Genomic DNA, 17,756 nt, shown 5'->3' with positions numbered 1-17,756 from the left:
GGGACAGACCCATGACATTTGTCCCGGGCGGGCGGGACGGGGCCGGTCAACCCATCTGACAACCCGTCAGCAGTCTTCCCAGTGCATGGGGATTGGGCTATACAAGGGGCCATCGGCTAGAACACGTTCCTGTGTCGATATGCGGCTCCGCCGCGCGGGCTGCCGTACGCGTCCGTACGCGTCCGTACGCGTCCGTACGCGGAACCCGCGGCGGCCGACCAGTTACGACCCCGGCGCGGCCGACGGTGCGGACGGGCGGGCCGGGGTCTTCCACACCGTGGCGAGGAGTGCTCCCAGCAATGCCCATCGACGCAGCCAAGGCCGTCTCGGCCGAACCCCGGACGACCGCTCTCACCTGGGGCCACAAGGACATCCAGCTCTACCACCTCGGCGTGGGCGCGGGCGTCCCGGCCACCGACCCCGACGAACTGCGCTACACCCTCGAGAGCAGGCTGCACGTCCTCCCCAGCTTCGCCACGGTCGCGGGCGGCGGCATGGCGGTGGCCGGCGGCCTCAGCGCCCCGGGCATCGACGTCGACCTCGCCGCCGTCCTGCACGGCGGCCAGACCATCGCGCTGCACCGGCCCATCCCGCTCGCCGGGGCCGCCACCCAGACGTCGAAGGTCGCCGCAGTCCACGACAAGGGCAAGGCCGCGGTCATCGTGCTGCGCAGCGAGGTCGCCGACGCGGACGGGCCGCTGTGGACCTGCGACACCGGGATCTTCGTACGCGGAGAGGGCGGCTTCGGCGGCGAACGCGGGCCCGCCGACCGGCTCGAACTCCCCGCCCGCGAGCCCGACCTGACCGTCGAGCGAGCGATCCGCGAGGACCAGGCGCTTCTCTACCGCCTGTCCGGCGACTGGAACCCGCTCCACGCCGACCCCGAGTTCGCCAAGGTCGCGGGGTTCGACCGGCCGATCCTGCACGGCCTGTGCTCGTACGGGATCGCCCTCAAGGCCGTCGTGGACAGCGCCCTGGGCGGCGACGTCGCCCGCGTCCGCTCGTACACCACGCGGTTCGCCGGGGTCGTCTTCCCCGGCGAGACGCTGCGCATCCGGATGTGGCGAGATTCAGACCCAGACTCAGCCTCAGCCTCCGCCTCCGTGCAGTTGCTGGCCACGGCCGTGGAACGGGACGACGCGCCGGTCCTCACCGACACGGTCGTCAAGCACGACTGAAGAAACAGAGACCCCGCACGGACGAGAGGAGCCGCTGTGCGCGCAGCCGTACTGCACGAGATAGGGCAGGACAAGCTCGAAGTCCTCGACGACATGGAGGCGGTGGGCTTCGGCCCGGGCAAGGTCAGGCTGCGCGTCAAGGCCACCGGGCTGTGCCACTCCGACCTGTCGGCCATGAGCGGCGTACTGCCCCAGCCGGGGCCCTTCGTCCCCGGGCACGAGGGTGCGGGCGAGATCGTCGAGGTGGGCGAGGGGGTGACCGGCCTGAGCCCGGGCGACCGGGCGCTGGTCTGCTGGCTGCCCGCCTGCGGCGCGTGTCCGTCCTGCGAGCGCGGCCAGTCCCATCTGTGCCTGACCGGGTTCATGAACGCCGGCACCCCCAACTTCAGGCGCCCCGGCGGCGCCCCCGAGGACGTCTTCGGCTTCGCCGGGACCGGCACCTTCGCCGAGGAGGTCGTGCTGCCCGCGCAGTGCGCCGTACCGATCCCCGACGATGTGCCGTACGACATCGCGGCCCTCATCGGCTGCGGGGTGACCACGGGGCTCGGCGCGGTCCTCAACACGGCCGGGGTCGAGGCGGGCTCCTCGGTCGCGGTCATCGGCTGCGGCGGCGTGGGCATCAGCGCCCTCCAGGGCGCCCGGGCGGTGGGCGCCGCGCAGATCGTCGCCGTCGACCCGGTCGAGTCGCGGCGCCAGGCGGCGCTGCGCTTCGGCGCCACGGAAGCGGTGGCGCCCGAGGGCCTGGACGACGCCAAGAACCGCGTCACCTCGGGCGAGGGCTTCGACTACGTCTTCGAGGTCGTCGGCAGGTCCGCCACCGCCCGCACGGCCTACGAGGCGACGCGGCGCGGCGGCACGCTGTGCGTGGTCGGGGCGGGGGCGCTGGACGACTACCTGAAGCTCAGCATGTTCGAGCTGTTCTTCGACGAGAAGCGCATCCTGCCCTCGCTGTACGGCGGCGGCGATGTGCTCCGCTCGTACCGGCGGGCCGTCGCACTGTGGCGGGCGGGCCGGATCGACCTCGAAGGGCTCATCACCCACCGCGTACGGCTCGGCGAGATCAACGACGCGCTGGACCAGATGCGGACGGGGGAATCGCTGCGCACCTGCATCCAGATCTGAACGACACAGACGACACGGAGGACGTTCATGCCGCGCATGCCGCTGGCGGGGAAGACCGCGATCGTCACGGGCGCCGGGCGTGGCCTCGGCCGCGCCGAGGCGCTGGAGCTGGCGCGCCTGGGCGCGAGCGTCGTCGTCAACGACTTCGGCCGGCCCGGACGCGACGGCTCCGGCGAGGCCTCGGCCGCCCCGGCCGAGGAGGTCGCCCGGGAGATCCGGGCGGCCGGCGGACAGGCCACGGCCCACGTCGGGGACGTGGCCGACTTCGAGCAGGCGGGCGAGCTGGTGCGGCTGGCCGTCGACACGTACGGCGCGCTCGACATCCTGGTCAACAACGCGGGCATCCTGCGGGACCGGATGGTCTTCTCGATGTCCGAGGACGAGTGGGACTCGGTCATCCGCGTCCATCTCAAGGGCCACTTCAACATGACCCGCTTCGCCGCCGCCCACTGGCGGGAGCGGTCCAAGGCGGCGGAGGGCGGCCCGGTCGGCGGCCGGATCGTGAACACCTCCTCCGAGGCGTTCCTCGCCGGCTCCCCGGGCCAGCCGAACTACGCGGCGGCCAAGGGCGGCATCGTCGGGCTGACGACCTCCACGGCGGGGGCGCTCGCCAAGTACGGGGTGACGGCCAACGTCATCTGCCCACGCGCCCGCACCCGGATGACCGAGGACGTCTTCGCGGCCCTCGAACTCCCCGAGGACGGCGGCCTCGACGCGCTCGCGCCCGAGCATGTCGCCCCGCTCGTCGGCTACCTGGCGGCGCCGGAGGCGGCGGGGATCAGCGGGCAGGTCTTCGTCGTCCACGGCGGGATGGTGGCCGTCCTGGAGCGGCCGAGGGTGGCGACGAAGCTGGACACGGCGAAGGAGGCGTTCACCTTCGAGGAACTGGACGGGGCCCTGACGCCGTACTTCGCCGGCCGGCCGCGGGGGGAGACCTTCGCGGCGGTGGAGGTGCTGGGGCTCAAGCGGGGGTGACCCGGAGTGGATCTGGACCGCCGGTCCCATTGCATCTAGCCTTGGCCACGGCCTGACATCCGATCACGTGGCATGAGCGGGGGCCGTCATCGTGCTCCGGCAGGATTCCCCGTGCTGTGTGCCGTGTGCCGTGCGCCGTGGGTGCGTACGGCCGGTGACCGCTGCCGCTCGCCCAGGGAGTGCTCCACCATGACCACGACCCCCTCCACGGCGCCCGACATCCTCTCCCCGGAGTTCGCGGCGGACCCGTACCCCGCCTACCGGACCATGCGCGAGGACTTTCCGCTGATCCGCCACCAAGCGACCGACGCCTACATCGTCTCCCGCTACGAGGACGTCGCCCGGGCGTTCAAGGACCCGGTGTTCACCAGCCGCAACTACGACTGGCAGCTGGAGCCGGTGCACGGCCGGACCATTCTCCAGATGGACGGGCGCGAGCACTCCGTGCGCCGCGCGCTGGTGGCGCCCGCCTTCAGGGGAAAGGATCTACAGGAGAAGTTCCTGCCCGTCATCGAGCGCAACTCCCGGGAACTCATCGACGCCTTCCGGGACGCTCCGGAAGCCGATCTGGTGGGACAGTACGCGACCCGCTTCCCGATCAACGTGATCGTCGACATGCTCGGTCTTGACCGGGCGGACCACGGCCGGTTCCACGTCTGGTACACCTCGATCATCGACTTCCTGGGCAATCTGAGCCAGGACCCCGAGGTCGCGGCGGCGGGGGTGCGCACCCGGGACGAACTCGCCGCCTACATGATCCCGATCATCCAGGACCGGCGCGCACGTCCGGGTGACGATCTGCTCTCCGTCCTGTGCGCCGCCGAGATCGACGGCACGCGGATGAGCGACGAGGACATCAAGGCCTTCGTCAGCCTGCTGCTCGCGGCCGGCGGCGAGACGACGGACAAGGCCATCGCCGGCCTCTTCCGCAATCTGCTGGCCCATCCGGAGCAACTGGCGGCCGTGCGCGAGGACCGTACGCTCATTCCGGCGGCCTTCGCCGAGACGCTGCGCTTCACGCCTCCGGTGCACATGATCATGCGTCAGCCGAGTGAGGACGTGGAGATGAGCGGCGGCACGATTCCGGCGGGTGCCACCGTCACCTGTCTGATCGGAGCGGCCAACCGTGACGAGAGCCGTTACGCCGATCCCGACACGTTCAACATCTTCCGTGAGGACCTGACGACCAGCAGCGCCTTCTCGGCCGCCGCGGACCATCTGGCGTTCGCGCTCGGCCGGCACTTCTGCGTGGGGGCGCTGCTGGCGAAGACCGAGGTCGAGGTGGGCGTCAACCACCTGCTGGACGCCTTCCCGGCGATGGCCTTCGCCGATGGCGATGGCGATGGCGAGGCCCCCGCCGAGACAGGCGTGTTCACCCGGGGCCCCGGCTCGCTGCGGGTGCGGTTCGGCCAGCGGGTTTAAGGCTCTCCGACCCCGGGCGTCAGGACGCTGCCGCCGCCTCCTCGCCGGGGCGGCGGTGGCGGCCGTGGGGCGCGGTCTGGGCGTCCTCGGGCGCGGCCTGCGCGGCCTGGCCCCGGTGCTTGCCGTGGGCCGTGGCGTCGGCCCCGGCCGCCGCTGCCGCCTCCTGCGGACGCGCCTCGGTCATGTTGGTGCGGGCTTGGGACATCTGGGAAGTCACCCCGTCAGATTGCTGCGTACGGTGCGCGGGGGGCCGGTCGTGAGGACAGAAGACGCCATGACGCTGTCCATGCGTGACGCATCAAGCGTCCCGCGGGTCTACGGAACGCACAGCTGTCACAGCCCCCGAACGATTTTAACCAGAGCGTCGATCTCGGACCCACCGGGGTGGACGGGGCGGACGGGACTGATGGGACGGGTGGGTCGGGTGAGCGGGGCGGAGTTGCTCGGGGCGGGCGAGCGGCGCCTGCTGTAGCGGTACGGGGCGCGCGGCGGTGCCGGACTCCTGCCCGGGGGCGAGCTCGGGTCTGAGCCGGCGGGCGGGCAGGCGCCCGGCCTCCCGCTCCCGTACGCCCTCCCGCTTCTGCCCCCGCTCCGAGCCGGGCGGCGGTGCGGCGGGCGGTGCGATCGGCGCGGCGATCGGCCCGATGGTCGGCGCGATGGTCGGCGCGGTCCTGGCCGTCGGAGCCCCGGGGCCCGGCTCCGCCTCCGGGCCGGTCTCCTGCTCGACCCCGGCCCAGGACCCCGTCCCGGCCCAGGGCTCGACCCCGGTCTCGCCCGCGGGGGTCGCCCCCGGCCGGACCCGGGTCCAGGACGCCACCGCCGCGCCCGTCGCCAGAGAGATCGCCGGGGACGGCGCCGGCGCGGGCCGCCCCGGCCCCGCCGGCCGCACCGGCCGCGGCAGATCCAGCGGCCCCACCACGCGGTCCACCCGGGCCACCCGCGCGATGCGCGCCGCCCGCGGTGACTCCTGCGGCTCCTGTGACTCCTGCGGCTCCGCCGGCTCGGGCATCCGCAGCCGCGCCACCCCGCACGGCACCTGCCCCGTCGCGTACGGCAGCCGCAGCTCGCCGTCCCGGGTCCACAGGCCCGCGCCCGCCAGCCACCCCTCCGGCGCCGGGAGCTGCCGCAACCGCCGCTCGGAGGGCCGCCACAGGCCCACCCACGGCCGCCCGGCCGGGCCGTCGAGGCGGAAGGCCACCGCGCACGCCTCCGGCGTCAGCACCTGGCCCGGCTGCACCGCGAAGGGCGTGGCCTCGGCCTGCGCGGGCCGCAGGCAGTCCGGGAATCTGACCGGGCGGGCGCTGCCCAGCACGCCCCACCCCAGCCGCTCGTCCCCGGGCGCGTCGGACCGTACGAGCAGCAGGCCGCTGTCCGGGTCGGCCAGCAGCAGCCGGTCGTCGCTGTCGTCGGTGATCTGGAGCAGCGGGCTGGTCTCGCCGGCCCGCCGCAGATCGACGACCACGGTCTTGGTGCGGCCGTCGAGCCGCCGGTCGAGGGCGAGCAGCCGCCCCGTACGGTCCAGCCAGATGCCGCCCGTGCAGCGGCCGGGCAGCTCGGCCAGGTGCTGCGGCCCGAAGCCGCCGCCGTGCACCAGCCACACCGAGGTCGACCGCTCGCCGTGGCCGAGCGCGAAGGCGAACGAGCCGCCGGGGGCGGGCGGCAGCAGCGACAGCTCGGCGCATTCGATGGCGCCCAGCGGCCGCTCGCCGGTGCCGGGGCCGGCCGGGTAGAGCAGGGAGAGGGTGTGGCGGCCGGCCACCCGGCGGCGGATGAGCACCTGCCCATCGGCCAGGGGCAGCACCTCGCTGTCCGGCTCCTCGGGCTGGGCCGCGGGCAGCGGCACGGTATAGGGCTCGGGTCCGTCGAGCGTCCAGCGCTCGGGGAACCAGCAGCCCGCCTCGCCGCTGAGCGCGAGCCGGGCTCCGTACGAACCGTCCGCGGCGATCGTGAACGCCGCTCGGCGCCGGTGAGCGGCGCCCTGGGCACCGGTGGCGCCTGCGGCGAGCGCGGCATCGAAGGCACAGGCTGTCATGGTTCAGTCCACCTCCGGCCACTGAACGTAGTTATCGCACTCGCTGCCGAACGCCGAAATCGGGGAGCTTCACACGTAAGTGTGTCTGTTGCCCGATTCGCCTGAGAAGTCGAGCCGGGCTGTGCTGCGTGCCGGACCCGACCCCCGGCCCCGGCCCCCCGCCACGAACCGTCCTCGCGGTGCGTCGCGGTGAGTGAAGACAGGGGCAAGGCTTGGGGGTGATCCGGGAGGTAGCCTTGCCCCGTGCCCGCACTCTCTGACGTCCTCGCCGCACTCGACGCACTCTGGCCCCCCGAGCGGGCGGAGCAGTGGGACGCCGTCGGTACGGTCTGCGGGGACCCCGGCGCCGAGGTCGGCCGCGTCCTGTTCGCCGTCGACCCCGTGCAGGAAGTCGCCGACGAGGCGGTGAAGCTGGGCGCCGACCTGCTGGTCACCCACCACCCGCTCTATCTGCGCGGCACGACCACGGTCGCGGCCTCCACCTTCAAGGGCCGGGTCGTGCACACCCTGATCAAGAACGACATCGCGCTGCACGTCGCGCACACCAACGCCGACCGCGCCGACCCCGGCGTCTCCGACGCCCTCGCCGGCGCCCTCGACCTGCGGATCACCGGCCCGCTGGTGCCCGACCCCACCGACCCCGCGGGCCGCCGCGGCCTCGGCCGGGTCTGCGAGCTGGACCACCCCGTCGCGCTGCGGGACTTCGCCGAGCGCGCCGCCGCCCGGCTGCCCGCCACCGTGCAGGGCATCCGCGTCGCGGGCGACCCCGACCGGCTGATCCGTACGGTCGCCGTCTGCGGCGGCTCAGGCGACAGCCTCTTCGACGAGGTGCGCGCGGCCGGGGTCGACGCCTACCTCACCGCCGATCTGCGCCACCACCCCGCCTCCGAGGCCCAGCAGGTCGCGGCGATGTCCGCGTCCGCCGGCGGGGACGGTCTCGCGCTGCTCGACGCGGCCCACTGGGCCACCGAGTGGCCGTGGGTCGAGCAGGCCGCCGCGCAGCTCGACGAGATCTCCGACCGGCACGGCTGGGGTCTGCGCACCCATATCTCCCGTACGGTCACCGACCCTTGGACCGCTCACGCGCCCACCACCGCTCACGTCCCTTCCACCACCACCCCTGGAGCCCCACGCTGAACGCCGCGCCCGCCGACCAGATCCGCCTCCTCGAGGTCCAGGCCCTCGACGTCCGGCTCTCCCAACTCGCCCACAAGCGCCGGACGCTGCCCGAGCACGCGGAGCTCGACACCCTGAACGCCGACCTCACCCAGCTGCGCGACCTCCTCGTGGCGGCGCAGACCGAGGAGAGCGACACCGCCCGTGAGCAGACGAAGGCGGAGCAGGACGTGGACCAGGTGCGCCAGCGCGCCGCCCGCGACCAGAAGCGCCTCGACTCCGGCGCCGTCACCTCCCCGAAGGACCTGGAGAACCTCCAGCACGAGATCGTCTCCCTCGCCAAGCGCCAGAGCGACCTGGAGGACGTCGTCCTGGAGGTCATGGAGCGCCGCGAGTCCGCGCAGGAGCGGGTGACCGAGCTGACCGGCCGCGTCGAGTCGCTCCAGACCAAGATCGGCGACGCCGCCGCCCGGCGGGACACGGCGGCCGGGGAGATCGACGCCGAGGTGGCCACCGTCACCAAGGAGCGCGGGGTCATCGCCGGGACGATCCCCGCCGACCTGCTCAAGCTCTACGACAAGCTGCGCGAGCAGCAGGGCGGCGTCGGCGCGGCCCGGCTCTACCAGCGGCGCTGCGACGGCTGCCGCCAGGAGCTGGCGATCACCGAGCTCAACGAGGTGCGGGCGGCGGCTCCGGACGCGGTGGTGCGGTGCGAGAACTGCCGCCGCATCCTGGTCCGTACGCCCGAATCGGGGCTGTAGGCCGATGGCGCGTCGCTTCGTCGTCGAGGCGGACGGCGGCTCCCGGGGCAACCCGGGGCCGGCCGGCTACGGCGCGGTCGTCCTCGACCCGGAGACGGGCGAGACCCTCGCCGAGGCGGCGGAGTACATCGGTCCGGCGACCAACAACGTCGCCGAGTACAAGGGCCTGATCGCCGGGTTGCGGGCGGTGCGCGCCCTCGACCCGGAGGCCGAGGTCGAGGTCCGGATGGACTCCAAGCTCGTGGTCGAGCAGATGTCGGGCCGCTGGAAGGTCAAGCACCCCGGCATGCGCCCGCTCGCGGCCGAGGCCAGGGGGATCTTCCCGCCCGCTCAGGTGTCGTACGAGTGGATTCCGCGCGAGCGGAACAAGCACGCGGACCGGCTCGCCAACGAGGCGATGGACGCGGGCAAGCGGGGGGAGCAGTGGCGGCCGACCGCTGGAGTCGCGCCGTCCGCCGACGGCGCCGTTGAGGCATCCGCCGAGGCCGCCGCCCCGGCCGTGGCGCCCCCCGGCTGGGCCGCCCCCGCCGACCTGGGCGCCCCGGCCACCTTCGTGCTGCTCCGGCACGGCGAGACCGCGCTGACCCCGGAGAAGCGCTTCTCCGGCACCGGCGGCTCCGACCCCGAGCTCTCGCCCGTGGGCCGCCGCCAGGCCGAACTCGTGGCGGCGGCGCTGGCCGCGCGCGGCACCATCCAGGCCGTGGTCAGCTCGCCGCTCAGGCGCTGTGTCGGCACGGCAGAGGCGGTGGCGGCGCGGCTCGGCCTCGACGTCCACATCGAAGAGGGGCTGCGGGAGACCGACTTCGGGGCCTGGGAGGGTCTGACGTTCGCCGAGGTGCGGGAGCGCCACCCGGACGACCTCCAGGCCTGGCTGGCCTCCTCGAAGGCCGCCCCCACGGGCGGCGGCGAGAGCTTCGCGGCGGTCGCCCGCCGGGTCGCGGTCACCCGCGACCAGCTCGTCGCGCGCTACGCGGGCCTTACGGTGCTGCTGGTCACGCATGTGACGCCGATCAAGACCCTGGTCCGGCTGGCGTTGGGCGCGCCGCCGGAGGCGCTGTTCCGGATGGAGATCTCCGCGGCGTCGCTGTCGGCGCTGGCGTACTACGCGGACGGCAACGCGTCGCTGCGGCTGCTGAACGACACGACGCACCTGCGGTAGCCGTCAGCCGCTAGCGCGCACTACCGCAGCGCCGCCGCCTCGCGCGCGAGATCCGTCACCCGCGCCCAGTCACGCACGGCGATCGCGTCCGGCGGCAGCATCCAAGTGCCGCCGACGCAGCCCACGTTGGGAAGGGCCAGATAGCCCGGGGCGCGGGAGGCGTCGATGCCGCCGGTGGGGCAGAAGCGGGCCTGGGGGAGCGGGGAGGCGAGCGACCGCAGATAGGCCGTCCCCCCGGCCGCCTCCGCCGGGAAGAACTTCATCTCGGTCACCCCGTGCTCCAGCAGCGCCACGACCTCCGACGTGGTGGAGACCCCCGGCAGAAACGGCACACCCGAGGCGCGCATCGCGCCCAGCAGCCGGTCCGTCCACCCCGGGCTGACCAGGAAGCGCGCGCCGGCCGCGACGGAAGCCTCCACATGCTCGGGCGCCAGCACCGTACCGGCGCCGACGACCGCCTCGGGCACCTCCTCGGCGATGGCCCGGATGGCGGCCGGGGCGGCCGGGGTGCGCAGCGTCACCTCGATCGCGGGCAGCCCGCCCGCGACGAGCGCGCGGGCCATCGGCACGGCGTCATCCGCGTCGTCGATGACGACGACGGGGATGACGGGGGCGAGGTCGAGTACAGAGGAGGTCACGGCGGCCATCCTGCCGCCGCCGGGCACATGGCGCAACGGCCGTTGCGCAGGATGCAACGCCGCTGGCCGGCCCTGACCGCCTACAACTCCGTGACCACCACATCCACCGCCCAGCCCCGCCCCGGCCGGCCCGGCGCGGCCGCCTCCACGGTGTAGCCGAGCTTCTGCAGTGCTTCCACCAGCGCCTCGGGCCCGCCCGGGTCCACCCCCGCCACCAGCAGATCCCGCACCAGCCGCCCCTTGGTCGCCTTGTTGAAGTGGCTGACCACCGACCGCTTCTCGACCCCGTTCACGATCTTCGACTGGAGCACGCGCACGGTCGCCGTACGCTCCGCCACCTCACCCTTCGGCTTCCACGCCGTGGCGTACGCCGCCGACCGCAGATCCAGCACCAGCCCGTCCCCGGCCGCCTCCGGCAGCACCTCGCTCATCGGCCCCCGCCAGAACGCCCCGAGCGCGCCGAGGCCCGGCAGCTTCACGCCCATCGAGCAGCGGTACGACGGGATCCGGTCGTCGATCCGCACGGCGCCCCACAGTCCGGAGAACACCAGCAGCGACCGCTCCGCGCGGCGCCGGGCGGCGGCGGGCAGGGTGGCCAACCCGAGCGCGTCGTACAGGACGCCGGTGTAGATCTCCCCGGCCGGGCGCGTCCCGGCCTCCCGCAGCGCCGCGTTCTTGGCCACCTCGCCGCGCAGCCCCTCGCTCAGCCCGAGCACCTCGGCGGCCTTCCCCACATCGCCCGAGCACAGCGACACCAACTCGTCGAGCACCGCCGCCCGCGCCTCGCCCAGCCCCGGCAGCGACAGCGCCCCCGGCTCCAGCGGGTCCCCCGACTCCGCCGGGGCCTTTCCCTCCGACGGCGGCAACAGCACGAGCACGGTCTTCTCTCCTTCGCTCCACGACTCCCCGGCGGGCGGGCCCGTCGCAGCCTACGGCCTGACGACACCACGACGGCCGCTGCCCTGCGCGCGGGCATCTGTGCCACGATCGAGTGAGGAAGACTCTCTTTCGCGCGGTGCCGACCCCCTCGGTACCTACGGTGGCGGCGAGACAGGGAAGGGGCGTGGCATGAGCGCCATGGCACATGAACCGCTCACGCAGGAGGAAATCCTGCTGGAGGGTTTCTTGGCCCTGGGTACGCCGGAAGGCTTCCGGGCCGAGTTGATCGAGGGGGAGATCCTCGTGACACCGCCGCCGGACGGGGAGCACGAGGACTACATCAGTCTGATCGTTGAGCAGGTGTTCGCCCGGTCCGCGGCACGCATGCAGTTCTCCGGAAACAAGGGGCTCAAGGTCCCACGCGGCGGACTGTGTGTGCGTAACCATGTGATCCCCGACGGGACGTTCGCGCCCCGAGAGCTCCGACTCTTCCGAGAGGCCGAGTCCTGGATGCCGTGCGAGGGCGTATCCATGGTCGTCGAGGTCACCTCGACTAAGCCGGACCGCGACCGGGAGGCCAAACGCCACTGCTACGCAAGCGGGGGCATCCCGATCTATCTCCTCGTCGACCGGGAGAAGAGCTCGGTGACGCTGTTCAACGAGCCGGAGAGGGCCGATTACCGGGAATCCGTCATGATCCCCTTCGGCAAGTCGATCGACCTTCCCGCGCCCTTCTCCTTCACCCTGGAGACCGCCGACTTCCTCTGATCTCCGCCGCTGTCCGGAGCACCGCGCGCCCCCGGTACCATGGTCACTACGGCGGACGAGCCGGCCGGGCGGTCGCGTCGGGGTCTTTCGGGATCCCGCCGAGGAACGTCCGGGCTCCACACGGCAGGGTGGTGGGTAACGCCCACCCGGGGTGACCCGCGGGACAGTGCCACAGAAAACAGACCGCCGGGAGCCGCGAGGTTCTCGGTAAGGGTGAAACGGTGGTGTAAGAGACCACCAGCGTCCGAGGTGACTCGGACGGCTCGGTAAACCCCACCCGGAGCAAGGTCAAGAGGAGCCGCCACCCGGCGGCTCTGCGCGGACGATCGAGGGCTGCCCGCCCGAGTCCGCGGGTAGACCGCACGAGGCCGGCGGCAACGTCGGTCCTAGATGGATGGCCGCCGCCCCGGGGGCCGTAAGGGCCCTGGGGAACAGAACCCGGCGTACAGGCCGACTCGTCCGCCGCCACCTGCGACGCAACGAAGCGCTCGCCGTAGCCGGGTCTGCTACTGCTGCACCTGCCTGGAGCCGGCTGACTCCGTCGCCTCTGCCTTGAAGGCGCTGACGACGAGTCGTCCGTCGTCTCCTGCTGGGACGACGTTGACCGGCAGCACGGTCTCCTCGTCGAAGCGCAGGGTGAGGAGCGGATCGAGCTTCGTCAGGAAGTCGAAGCTCTCCCGATCCTCCTCGGACAGAGGAGGATCGAGGGTCGCCTCGCACGTCCAGTCGTTGCCGGTCACGCGTACCGCGACTCGCACACCGAACCTGCCCAAGCATGTCGATCGGTTGGCCCACCACTCAAGCGTCGCGGTCCCCTCGTAGCTGTCCATCGCCCAAGTATCAGGGCAGGTGGGCGGTCGAGCACCTCTATGGGCGCGACCACTGCAAGTCGTCGAGCAACGTCACCGCATCGTCGGATGCGCGGCTGGAGCGTCGTCGCCGCTCAGCGGTTTCCGCGGATCGTTCTCCAGAATGCGGTCCGCCAGCCGCCGTACCTGCTCTTCCACGGACAGGTCGCGGGTGACGGACAACTCGTGCCAGTAAACGCCCGGTCCCTGGAGCTGGTGGAATTCGACATCAACACCCTCGGTGCTTGTCAGCTCCTCGGGGAGATCGGGCTCCTCACGTCGTGGCGAGACACTCGTGAGGACGCAGCCCCACCGCTCGAACCAGCCACTGTCCGTAAGGGTCTGCTCGAGGAGCCGGGCAACGGTGTCCACCGGCTCTTCCCAACTGTGGTCTGCGGCGGCCCGCGCGAGTTCAGCCTCGTACTGGGCGCTGTCGAAGCGGAAGTCCGCCGGCACGCCCGTGATGTCGCTGGTGTTCTCCCAGGCGTCCCAGATCACCCGATCGCCCTCACGGCGCACGGTGACGTAAAGGGCGCCGCAGCAGCCGGCCGTGCAGGTGGGCTCGGTGATCATGACCCTGCGGGGTTCCTCCGTCACCGTCAGAGGCCAGCTCTCGGCATGCCCCCTCCAGTGTCGGCTACTGAGTGCGATCCCGTCCGGATGGACATCCTTCAGAACGTCTACGCCGTCAATCAGAGGCCGCACCTCGGCCCAAGGATCCGCCGCCCAGTCGTCCGGAATCCTGTGCTGCAAAGTCAGGGTATTGATCGCCGGCTCATCGGTCATACCCACATGATCGGTCAACGCCGCGACAGGGCGAGGTTGCCTGGTGTGGCACTAGGTTCATGGGCAGCCCTCTGGTCGCCCGGGCTCTGATCGAGTCTCGCGGGCGTTGAACCAGCATGGTTGAAGGGGAGTATCCGATCGACAGGGATCCAGTGAAGAGCAGCGAGGAACAAGCCCAGGTTGCGTACCGTCGTCTGGCGCTGGTGGACTTTCCTGAGGATCTTCGGCTGGGCCTCAACCTGGGTTTCTACCGGACGTTCGCCGTCCCGACGATCGCCAGGGTGCTGGTCGGGACGGGCAAGATGACCAGAAACCCCAGGGCGCGGGCCAAAGCCACTGGTGAACTGATGTACACGCTCATCGAGCATGGCCTGGATTCGTCTGCTGGGCGCGAGGCGGTCGCGGCGTTGAACCGGCTGCACAGCGGATTGCCGGTGGGTGAGGAGGAGTTCGTATACGTTTTGGCGGCCTTCTGCGTCGCTCCTGTGCGTTGGATCGACAGACGCGGTTGGCGGGCGACCACGACTGATGAGAAAAACGCGGCGTACGGCTTCTACGCGGGCCTGGCGGAGCGGATGCACATCAACCTGCTGCCCCGCTCATATTCAGAGCTCGCCTTGTGGATGGACGAATTCGAAGAAGAGCACTTCGCGGTAACCGGTGAAGGGCAGGCCCTCATGGATGCCACCCGGTGTCTGCTTGCCGCCCGTTTCCCCTCTCCGGTCGCGCCATTGGTACGGCTCGGTGCGGATACCTTGCTCGACGAACGGCTACGCGCAGGCGTCGGAGCGGCTCGCCCGCCGGCTGTCGTACGCGGGCTGGTGGCAGTCGCTCTGTGGGCCCGCGCGGGAAGGCTGCGCCGCCGTAACCGACAGACGGCGTAACGCGCCGCGACCGACACGGTCCGGTCGGCCCGGATGCCTCACCCACATCCGCCCGGCCCCGGCCGCGGGCGCGGCGGCGACATCCGCTCGGGCGCTACTCGTTGTGCAGCACCTCCGCGATCGTCAGCCGCGCCGCGCGCCGTGCCGGGATCAGGGCGCCCAGGACCCCGATCACCAGGCCCGCCAGGGCCAGGCCGGCCAGGGTCGGGGGGCGCCAGACGTCCGTCATGTACGGGGGCAGGGCGATGTCCACCGCGTCCGCCATCCGCGGCACCACCAGGTCGTAGCCCGCGATGCCCAGCGGGATGCCGAGCAGGGAGCCGAGGGCGCCGAGCAACGCCATCGACGTCACCATCATCACCGTGACCTGACGCGGTGTCATGCCGATGGACTTGAGCATGCCCAGGGCGCGGCGGCGGTCGTGGGTGTTGAGGACGACCGTGTTGAAGACGCCGAGCGAGGCGACGACGGCCAGCATCAGGGTGAGGGCCACCGCGGAGCCGATGATGGCCTGGGCGACGGGGTCCGGTCCGGTCAGTGTCGTGGTGATCCCGGAGTCGGCGTCCCTGGCCGCGCGCGCGTAGGTGTCCGGGTCCGCTCCGTCGCGGAGTTGGACGTGGTACGCGATGGGCTTCCCCTGGGGCGACAGGGCCGTCATCGTCGACCAGTCGCCCACGACCAGCCGGCTGTTGTCCTCCATGTACTCGCCGACGACGGCCACCGTCTCCCGGCGGTCGCCCTTTTCCAGGGTGAGGTGGTCGCCGATCCGCAGGCCGTGCTGGCGCAGGAAGGCCGAGCCGGCCACGATCTCACCCGTCCGGTGAGTCCACCGGCCGTCGGTGAGCACACTGTCCAGCCGCGGCAGACCGCCCCGGCGGGCCTCGAGCAGGACGGACTTCGCCGAGCCGGCCACGCTGACCTCGACGTCCGCCCGCGCGGTGACTTCGCGCGCACCGGGCAGCGAGCCCAGCAGGGACTGGAGTTCCCGGTCGCCGTGCTCGGGCTCGACGACCTTGCCGTGCCGGAAATTGTTCGTGTACACGGTGACCTGGTAGGAGTCCTGGCCCGCCGCCGCGAACCGGGTCATCGTCGTGGCCAGGCCGGTCGAGAGCGTCACCGTGGTCACTCCCAGGACCACGGCGGCGAGCGTGAGGGCGCTGCGGCCCGGCCGGGCCAGGGGCAGGCCCACCCCCAGGCTCACCGACCGCGGCAGCCCGCTGCCCGCCAGCCGGCGCTGGACGCCGAGTGCCCGTCCGGCGCGCGGGGCGCTGCCCGCGCTGATGGCCCGCGCCGCGGAGAGCCGGTGTGCGCGCACCGCGGGGGCGAGTGCGGCGAGGGCGCAGACGAGGGGCATGCCGAGCAGGGCGAGAACGCTGATCCAGCGCGGAATGCCGGCGTTGTGATGGAACACCCCCGAGTCGGGCCCGGTGAACACGAACCGGAAGAACGGGCGCGACACCAGGTTGCCCAGGGCGGTGCCGAGCGCACAGCCGACGACGGCGGGGAGGGAGACCATGGTGAGGTAGACGGCGACGACCTGTCCCGGGGTGAAGCCCAGGGACTTGAGGATGCCGATGTGCCGGAATCCGGAGATCACGGCTCCGCTCACCACGTTGGCGACGATCAGCACCGCCACCAGGACACCGAGGACGCCGAAGGCCAGCAGATAGCTGGCGTAGACCCGGGCCGTGCCGCCCGTCCGGTGCTTGAGGGCGAGATACGACTCGGAAGCGGCCAGGGCGTTCTTCGGCAGCCCTCGGGTCACCGTGGCCAGTTGGGCGCGCAGCCGGGCCTCCGACGACGCGTCCGTGAAGCGGAACAGCATCTGGGTGGCGGTCGGGCGCAGGGCCGCGATCTGGTCGGGCGCGACCCAGGCGTCCGCCGTATGGCTGAGTTCGAAGGCGAACCCGACGATGGTGAGCGTCGGCCCGGAGGGCAGCCGGATCCGCTTGCCCAGGTCGCGCGCGGTCCAGTCCGTCTGCCGGTTGAGGACGACCTCGCCCGGCCGGGTGGCCCAGCGGCCCGCCCACAGGTCCACCCGGTCCACCGGGCCCGCCGGGCCGGAGCGGCCCACGACCGTCACCTGGCCGCCGAGACCACGGTTCTCCGGTCCCGTCGGCATCTCGATCTTCGCCTGGGCGAACGGCCCGGCGGCGGCCTCGACTCCGGGCTGCCGGGCCGCCCGTGTCAGCTCCGTGTCCGAGACCTTGGCGGGGTCGAACGCGGCGACCATATGCGGGCCGCGCTGCCTGGCGAAGGTCTTCTCGAACGGCGCCGAGGCCGAGTCGACCAGGCCGAGCGCGACCACCATCGCTCCGGTGGAGACCAGGGTGACCAGCAGGATGACGATGGTCTGGAGTCTGCGCCGCCGTACGGCCGCGCGCGCGGCCCGCCACACGGCCCTCATGCGGACGCCTCCAGGGTGTGCTCGCCGGTCACCCGGCCGTCGGCCAGGAGGACCAGCCGGCTGGCGCAGCGCCGCGCCAGGTGCTCGTCGTGCGTCACCATGATCAGCGTCTGGCCGATCTGGTTGAGGTCCAGCAGCAGGTCCATCACCTGCTCGCCGGCGCGGCTGTCCAGGGCGCCGGTGGGCTCGTCGGCCAGCAGCAGGGCGGGGCGGTTCATCAGCGCCCGGGCCACCGCGACCCGCTGGCGCTCGCCGCCGCTGAGTACCGCCGGATAGGCCCGGGCGCGGTCCTCGATGCCCAGTTCCTCGAAGAGCTCCAGCGCGCGGCGGCGGGCCTGCCGGGCGGGGGTGCCGGTCAGCTGCGCGGCCAGGGCGACGTTGTCGAGCGCCGACAGGTCGTCGACGAGGTTGAAGAACTGGAAGACCATGCCGATGCGGCGGCGCCGGTAGAGGGCGAGGCCCTTCTCGCTCAGCTCACCCACGTTCTCGCCGTGCACGGTGACCGTGCCGTCCGTCGGACGGTCCAGACCGGCGATCATGTTGAGCAGGGTGGACTTGCCGCACCCCGAGGGCCCCATCACCGCGACCGCGTCCCCGGCCCGGATCTCCAGCGACACGCCGTCCAGCGCGGTCGTCTCCCCGTATTCCTTGCGTACGCCGTCGAGCTGTACGACGGCCTCCGCGTTGCTGTGCTCAGTCACCATGCACAGGACGCTAGACGGGGCGCCGGGCCCGGACATCCCTCCCCGGATGGCACCTTCGCGCGCGCCTCATCCCCGGG

The 17,756-nt window shown here is 72.4% G+C and carries 17 protein-coding genes and 1 other RNA gene; 10 read left to right on the top strand and 8 right to left on the bottom strand.

The window, feature by feature from the left end:
• Positions 1-299: 299 nt before the first annotated feature.
• The 4 genes from chsH3 to ABTY62_RS22670 all read left to right on the top strand — a co-directional run bounded on the left by chsH3 (position 300) and on the right by ABTY62_RS22670 (position 4,697).
• Complete coding sequence (gene chsH3 / locus ABTY62_RS22685) at positions 300-1,178, top strand: enoyl-CoA hydratase ChsH3 (RefSeq protein WP_352131245.1); 879 nt, start codon at positions 300-302, stop codon at positions 1,176-1,178.
• A 36-nt stretch (positions 1,179-1,214) separates the two neighbouring features.
• Positions 1,215-2,300, top strand: a complete 1,086-nt coding sequence (locus ABTY62_RS22680) for a Zn-dependent alcohol dehydrogenase (RefSeq protein ID WP_352131244.1) — start codon at positions 1,215-1,217, stop codon at positions 2,298-2,300.
• A 36-nt stretch (positions 2,301-2,336) separates the two neighbouring features.
• On the top strand, positions 2,337-3,275 hold the full coding sequence (locus ABTY62_RS22675) for a 3-oxoacyl-ACP reductase (RefSeq protein WP_352131415.1): 939 nt from the start codon (positions 2,337-2,339) through the stop codon (positions 3,273-3,275).
• 189 nt (positions 3,276-3,464) lie between these two features.
• Positions 3,465-4,697: a cytochrome P450 gene (locus tag ABTY62_RS22670; RefSeq protein ID WP_352131243.1), complete on the top strand. Its 1,233-nt coding sequence runs from the start codon at positions 3,465-3,467 to the stop codon at positions 4,695-4,697.
• A 19-nt stretch (positions 4,698-4,716) separates the two neighbouring features.
• On the opposite strand, the gene ABTY62_RS22665 is transcribed toward ABTY62_RS22670, so the two are convergent.
• Together ABTY62_RS22665 and ABTY62_RS47530 are read right to left on the bottom strand one after the other, a co-directional pair.
• Positions 4,717-4,902 (bottom strand): hypothetical protein, encoded by a 186-nt coding sequence (locus tag ABTY62_RS22665; protein WP_352131242.1) that lies wholly within the window; start codon positions 4,900-4,902, stop codon positions 4,717-4,719.
• 147 nt (positions 4,903-5,049) lie between these two features.
• A complete protein-coding gene (locus ABTY62_RS47530; RefSeq protein WP_502997501.1) occupies positions 5,050-6,729 on the bottom strand; it encodes a hypothetical protein in 1,680 nt (559 codons plus the stop codon).
• Between the two features lie 243 nt (positions 6,730-6,972).
• Between ABTY62_RS47530 and ABTY62_RS22655 the strand changes: the two genes are divergently transcribed.
• Genes ABTY62_RS22655 through ABTY62_RS22645 form a run of 3 tightly spaced genes read left to right on the top strand, consistent with a single transcriptional unit; the run spans position 6,973 to position 9,765 of the window.
• Positions 6,973-7,866 (top strand): Nif3-like dinuclear metal center hexameric protein, encoded by an 894-nt coding sequence (locus ABTY62_RS22655; protein WP_352131241.1) that lies wholly within the window; start codon positions 6,973-6,975, stop codon positions 7,864-7,866.
• Positions 7,863-8,606, top strand: a complete 744-nt coding sequence (locus ABTY62_RS22650; protein ID WP_352131414.1) for a zinc ribbon domain-containing protein — start codon at positions 7,863-7,865, stop codon at positions 8,604-8,606. The genes ABTY62_RS22655 and ABTY62_RS22650 overlap by 4 nt, the downstream gene beginning before the upstream one ends.
• 4 nt (positions 8,607-8,610) lie before the next feature.
• On the top strand, positions 8,611-9,765 hold the full coding sequence (locus ABTY62_RS22645; protein ID WP_352131240.1) for a bifunctional RNase H/acid phosphatase: 1,155 nt from the start codon (positions 8,611-8,613) through the stop codon (positions 9,763-9,765).
• 20 nt (positions 9,766-9,785) lie between these two features.
• Here ABTY62_RS22645 and eda read toward each other — a convergent pair whose 3' ends face one another.
• Complete coding sequence (gene eda / locus ABTY62_RS22640) at positions 9,786-10,412, bottom strand: bifunctional 4-hydroxy-2-oxoglutarate aldolase/2-dehydro-3-deoxy-phosphogluconate aldolase (protein ID WP_352131239.1); 627 nt, start codon at positions 10,410-10,412, stop codon at positions 9,786-9,788.
• Positions 10,413-10,483: 71 nt separating this feature from the next.
• Complete coding sequence (gene yaaA, locus ABTY62_RS22635; protein WP_352131238.1) at positions 10,484-11,281, bottom strand: peroxide stress protein YaaA; 798 nt, start codon at positions 11,279-11,281, stop codon at positions 10,484-10,486.
• A gap of 190 nt (positions 11,282-11,471) precedes the next feature.
• Here yaaA and ABTY62_RS22630 point away from each other — a divergent pair, with 190 nt between their 5' ends.
• Together ABTY62_RS22630 and rnpB are read left to right on the top strand one after the other, a co-directional pair.
• A complete protein-coding gene (locus ABTY62_RS22630) occupies positions 11,472-12,050 on the top strand; it encodes a Uma2 family endonuclease (protein WP_352131237.1) in 579 nt (192 codons plus the stop codon).
• Positions 12,051-12,106: 56 nt separating this feature from the next.
• Positions 12,107-12,512: RNase P RNA component class A (rnpB, locus tag ABTY62_RS22625), an RNA gene on the top strand.
• Positions 12,513-12,556: 44 nt separating this feature from the next.
• On the opposite strand, the gene ABTY62_RS22620 is transcribed toward rnpB, so the two are convergent.
• Together ABTY62_RS22620 and ABTY62_RS22615 are read right to left on the bottom strand one after the other, a co-directional pair.
• Positions 12,557-12,880 (bottom strand): hypothetical protein, encoded by a 324-nt coding sequence (locus tag ABTY62_RS22620; protein ID WP_352131236.1) that lies wholly within the window; start codon positions 12,878-12,880, stop codon positions 12,557-12,559.
• Positions 12,881-12,952: 72 nt separating this feature from the next.
• Complete coding sequence (locus ABTY62_RS22615; protein WP_352131235.1) at positions 12,953-13,684, bottom strand: hypothetical protein; 732 nt, start codon at positions 13,682-13,684, stop codon at positions 12,953-12,955.
• Positions 13,685-13,836: 152 nt separating this feature from the next.
• Between ABTY62_RS22615 and ABTY62_RS22610 the strand changes: the two genes are divergently transcribed.
• The gene (locus ABTY62_RS22610; protein WP_352131234.1) at positions 13,837-14,568 is read left to right on the top strand and encodes an oxygenase MpaB family protein; all 732 of its coding nucleotides are present in this window, start codon (positions 13,837-13,839) and stop codon (positions 14,566-14,568) included.
• Positions 14,569-14,662: 94 nt separating this feature from the next.
• Here the strand turns inward: ABTY62_RS22610 and ABTY62_RS22605 are convergent, their stop codons facing one another.
• Both ABTY62_RS22605 and ABTY62_RS22600 read right to left on the bottom strand, forming a co-directional pair.
• Complete coding sequence (locus ABTY62_RS22605; RefSeq protein WP_352131233.1) at positions 14,663-16,975, bottom strand: ABC transporter permease; 2,313 nt, start codon at positions 16,973-16,975, stop codon at positions 14,663-14,665.
• Positions 16,972-17,679 (bottom strand): ABC transporter ATP-binding protein, encoded by a 708-nt coding sequence (locus ABTY62_RS22600; RefSeq protein ID WP_352131232.1) that lies wholly within the window; start codon positions 17,677-17,679, stop codon positions 16,972-16,974. The genes ABTY62_RS22605 and ABTY62_RS22600 overlap by 4 nt, the downstream gene beginning before the upstream one ends.
• Between the last annotated feature and the right edge of the window lie 77 nt (positions 17,680-17,756).

It is taken from the genome of Streptomyces sp. NPDC097640 (assembly GCF_040302705.1).
In the GTDB taxonomy this organism is placed as follows: Bacteria; Actinomycetota; Actinomycetes; order Streptomycetales; family Streptomycetaceae; genus Streptomyces.
This window is presented reverse-complemented; position numbering and strand designations above follow the sequence as displayed.

Coding starts and splice junctions, on each gene's coding strand:
- chsH3 (WP_352131245.1), top strand. CDS start 300: ATGCCCATCGACGCAGCCAAGGCCGTCTCGGCCGAACCCCGGACGACC.
- ABTY62_RS22675 (WP_352131415.1), top strand. CDS start 2,337: ATGCCGCTGGCGGGGAAGACCGCGATCGTCACGGGCGCCGGGCGTGGC.
- ABTY62_RS22670 (WP_352131243.1), top strand. CDS start 3,465: ATGACCACGACCCCCTCCACGGCGCCCGACATCCTCTCCCCGGAGTTC.
- ABTY62_RS22665 (WP_352131242.1), bottom strand. CDS start 4,902: ATGTCCCAAGCCCGCACCAACATGACCGAGGCGCGTCCGCAGGAGGCG.
- ABTY62_RS47530 (WP_502997501.1), bottom strand. CDS start 6,729: ATGACAGCCTGTGCCTTCGATGCCGCGCTCGCCGCAGGCGCCACCGGT.
- ABTY62_RS22645 (WP_352131240.1), top strand. CDS start 8,611: ATGGCGCGTCGCTTCGTCGTCGAGGCGGACGGCGGCTCCCGGGGCAAC.
- eda (WP_352131239.1), bottom strand. CDS start 10,412: ATGGCCGCCGTGACCTCCTCTGTACTCGACCTCGCCCCCGTCATCCCC.
- ABTY62_RS22630 (WP_352131237.1), top strand. CDS start 11,472: ATGAGCGCCATGGCACATGAACCGCTCACGCAGGAGGAAATCCTGCTG.
- ABTY62_RS22620 (WP_352131236.1), bottom strand. CDS start 12,880: ATGGACAGCTACGAGGGGACCGCGACGCTTGAGTGGTGGGCCAACCGA.
- ABTY62_RS22615 (WP_352131235.1), bottom strand. CDS start 13,684: ATGACCGATGAGCCGGCGATCAATACCCTGACTTTGCAGCACAGGATT.
- ABTY62_RS22605 (WP_352131233.1), bottom strand. CDS start 16,975: ATGAGGGCCGTGTGGCGGGCCGCGCGCGCGGCCGTACGGCGGCGCAGA.
- ABTY62_RS22600 (WP_352131232.1), bottom strand. CDS start 17,679: ATGGTGACTGAGCACAGCAACGCGGAGGCCGTCGTACAGCTCGACGGC.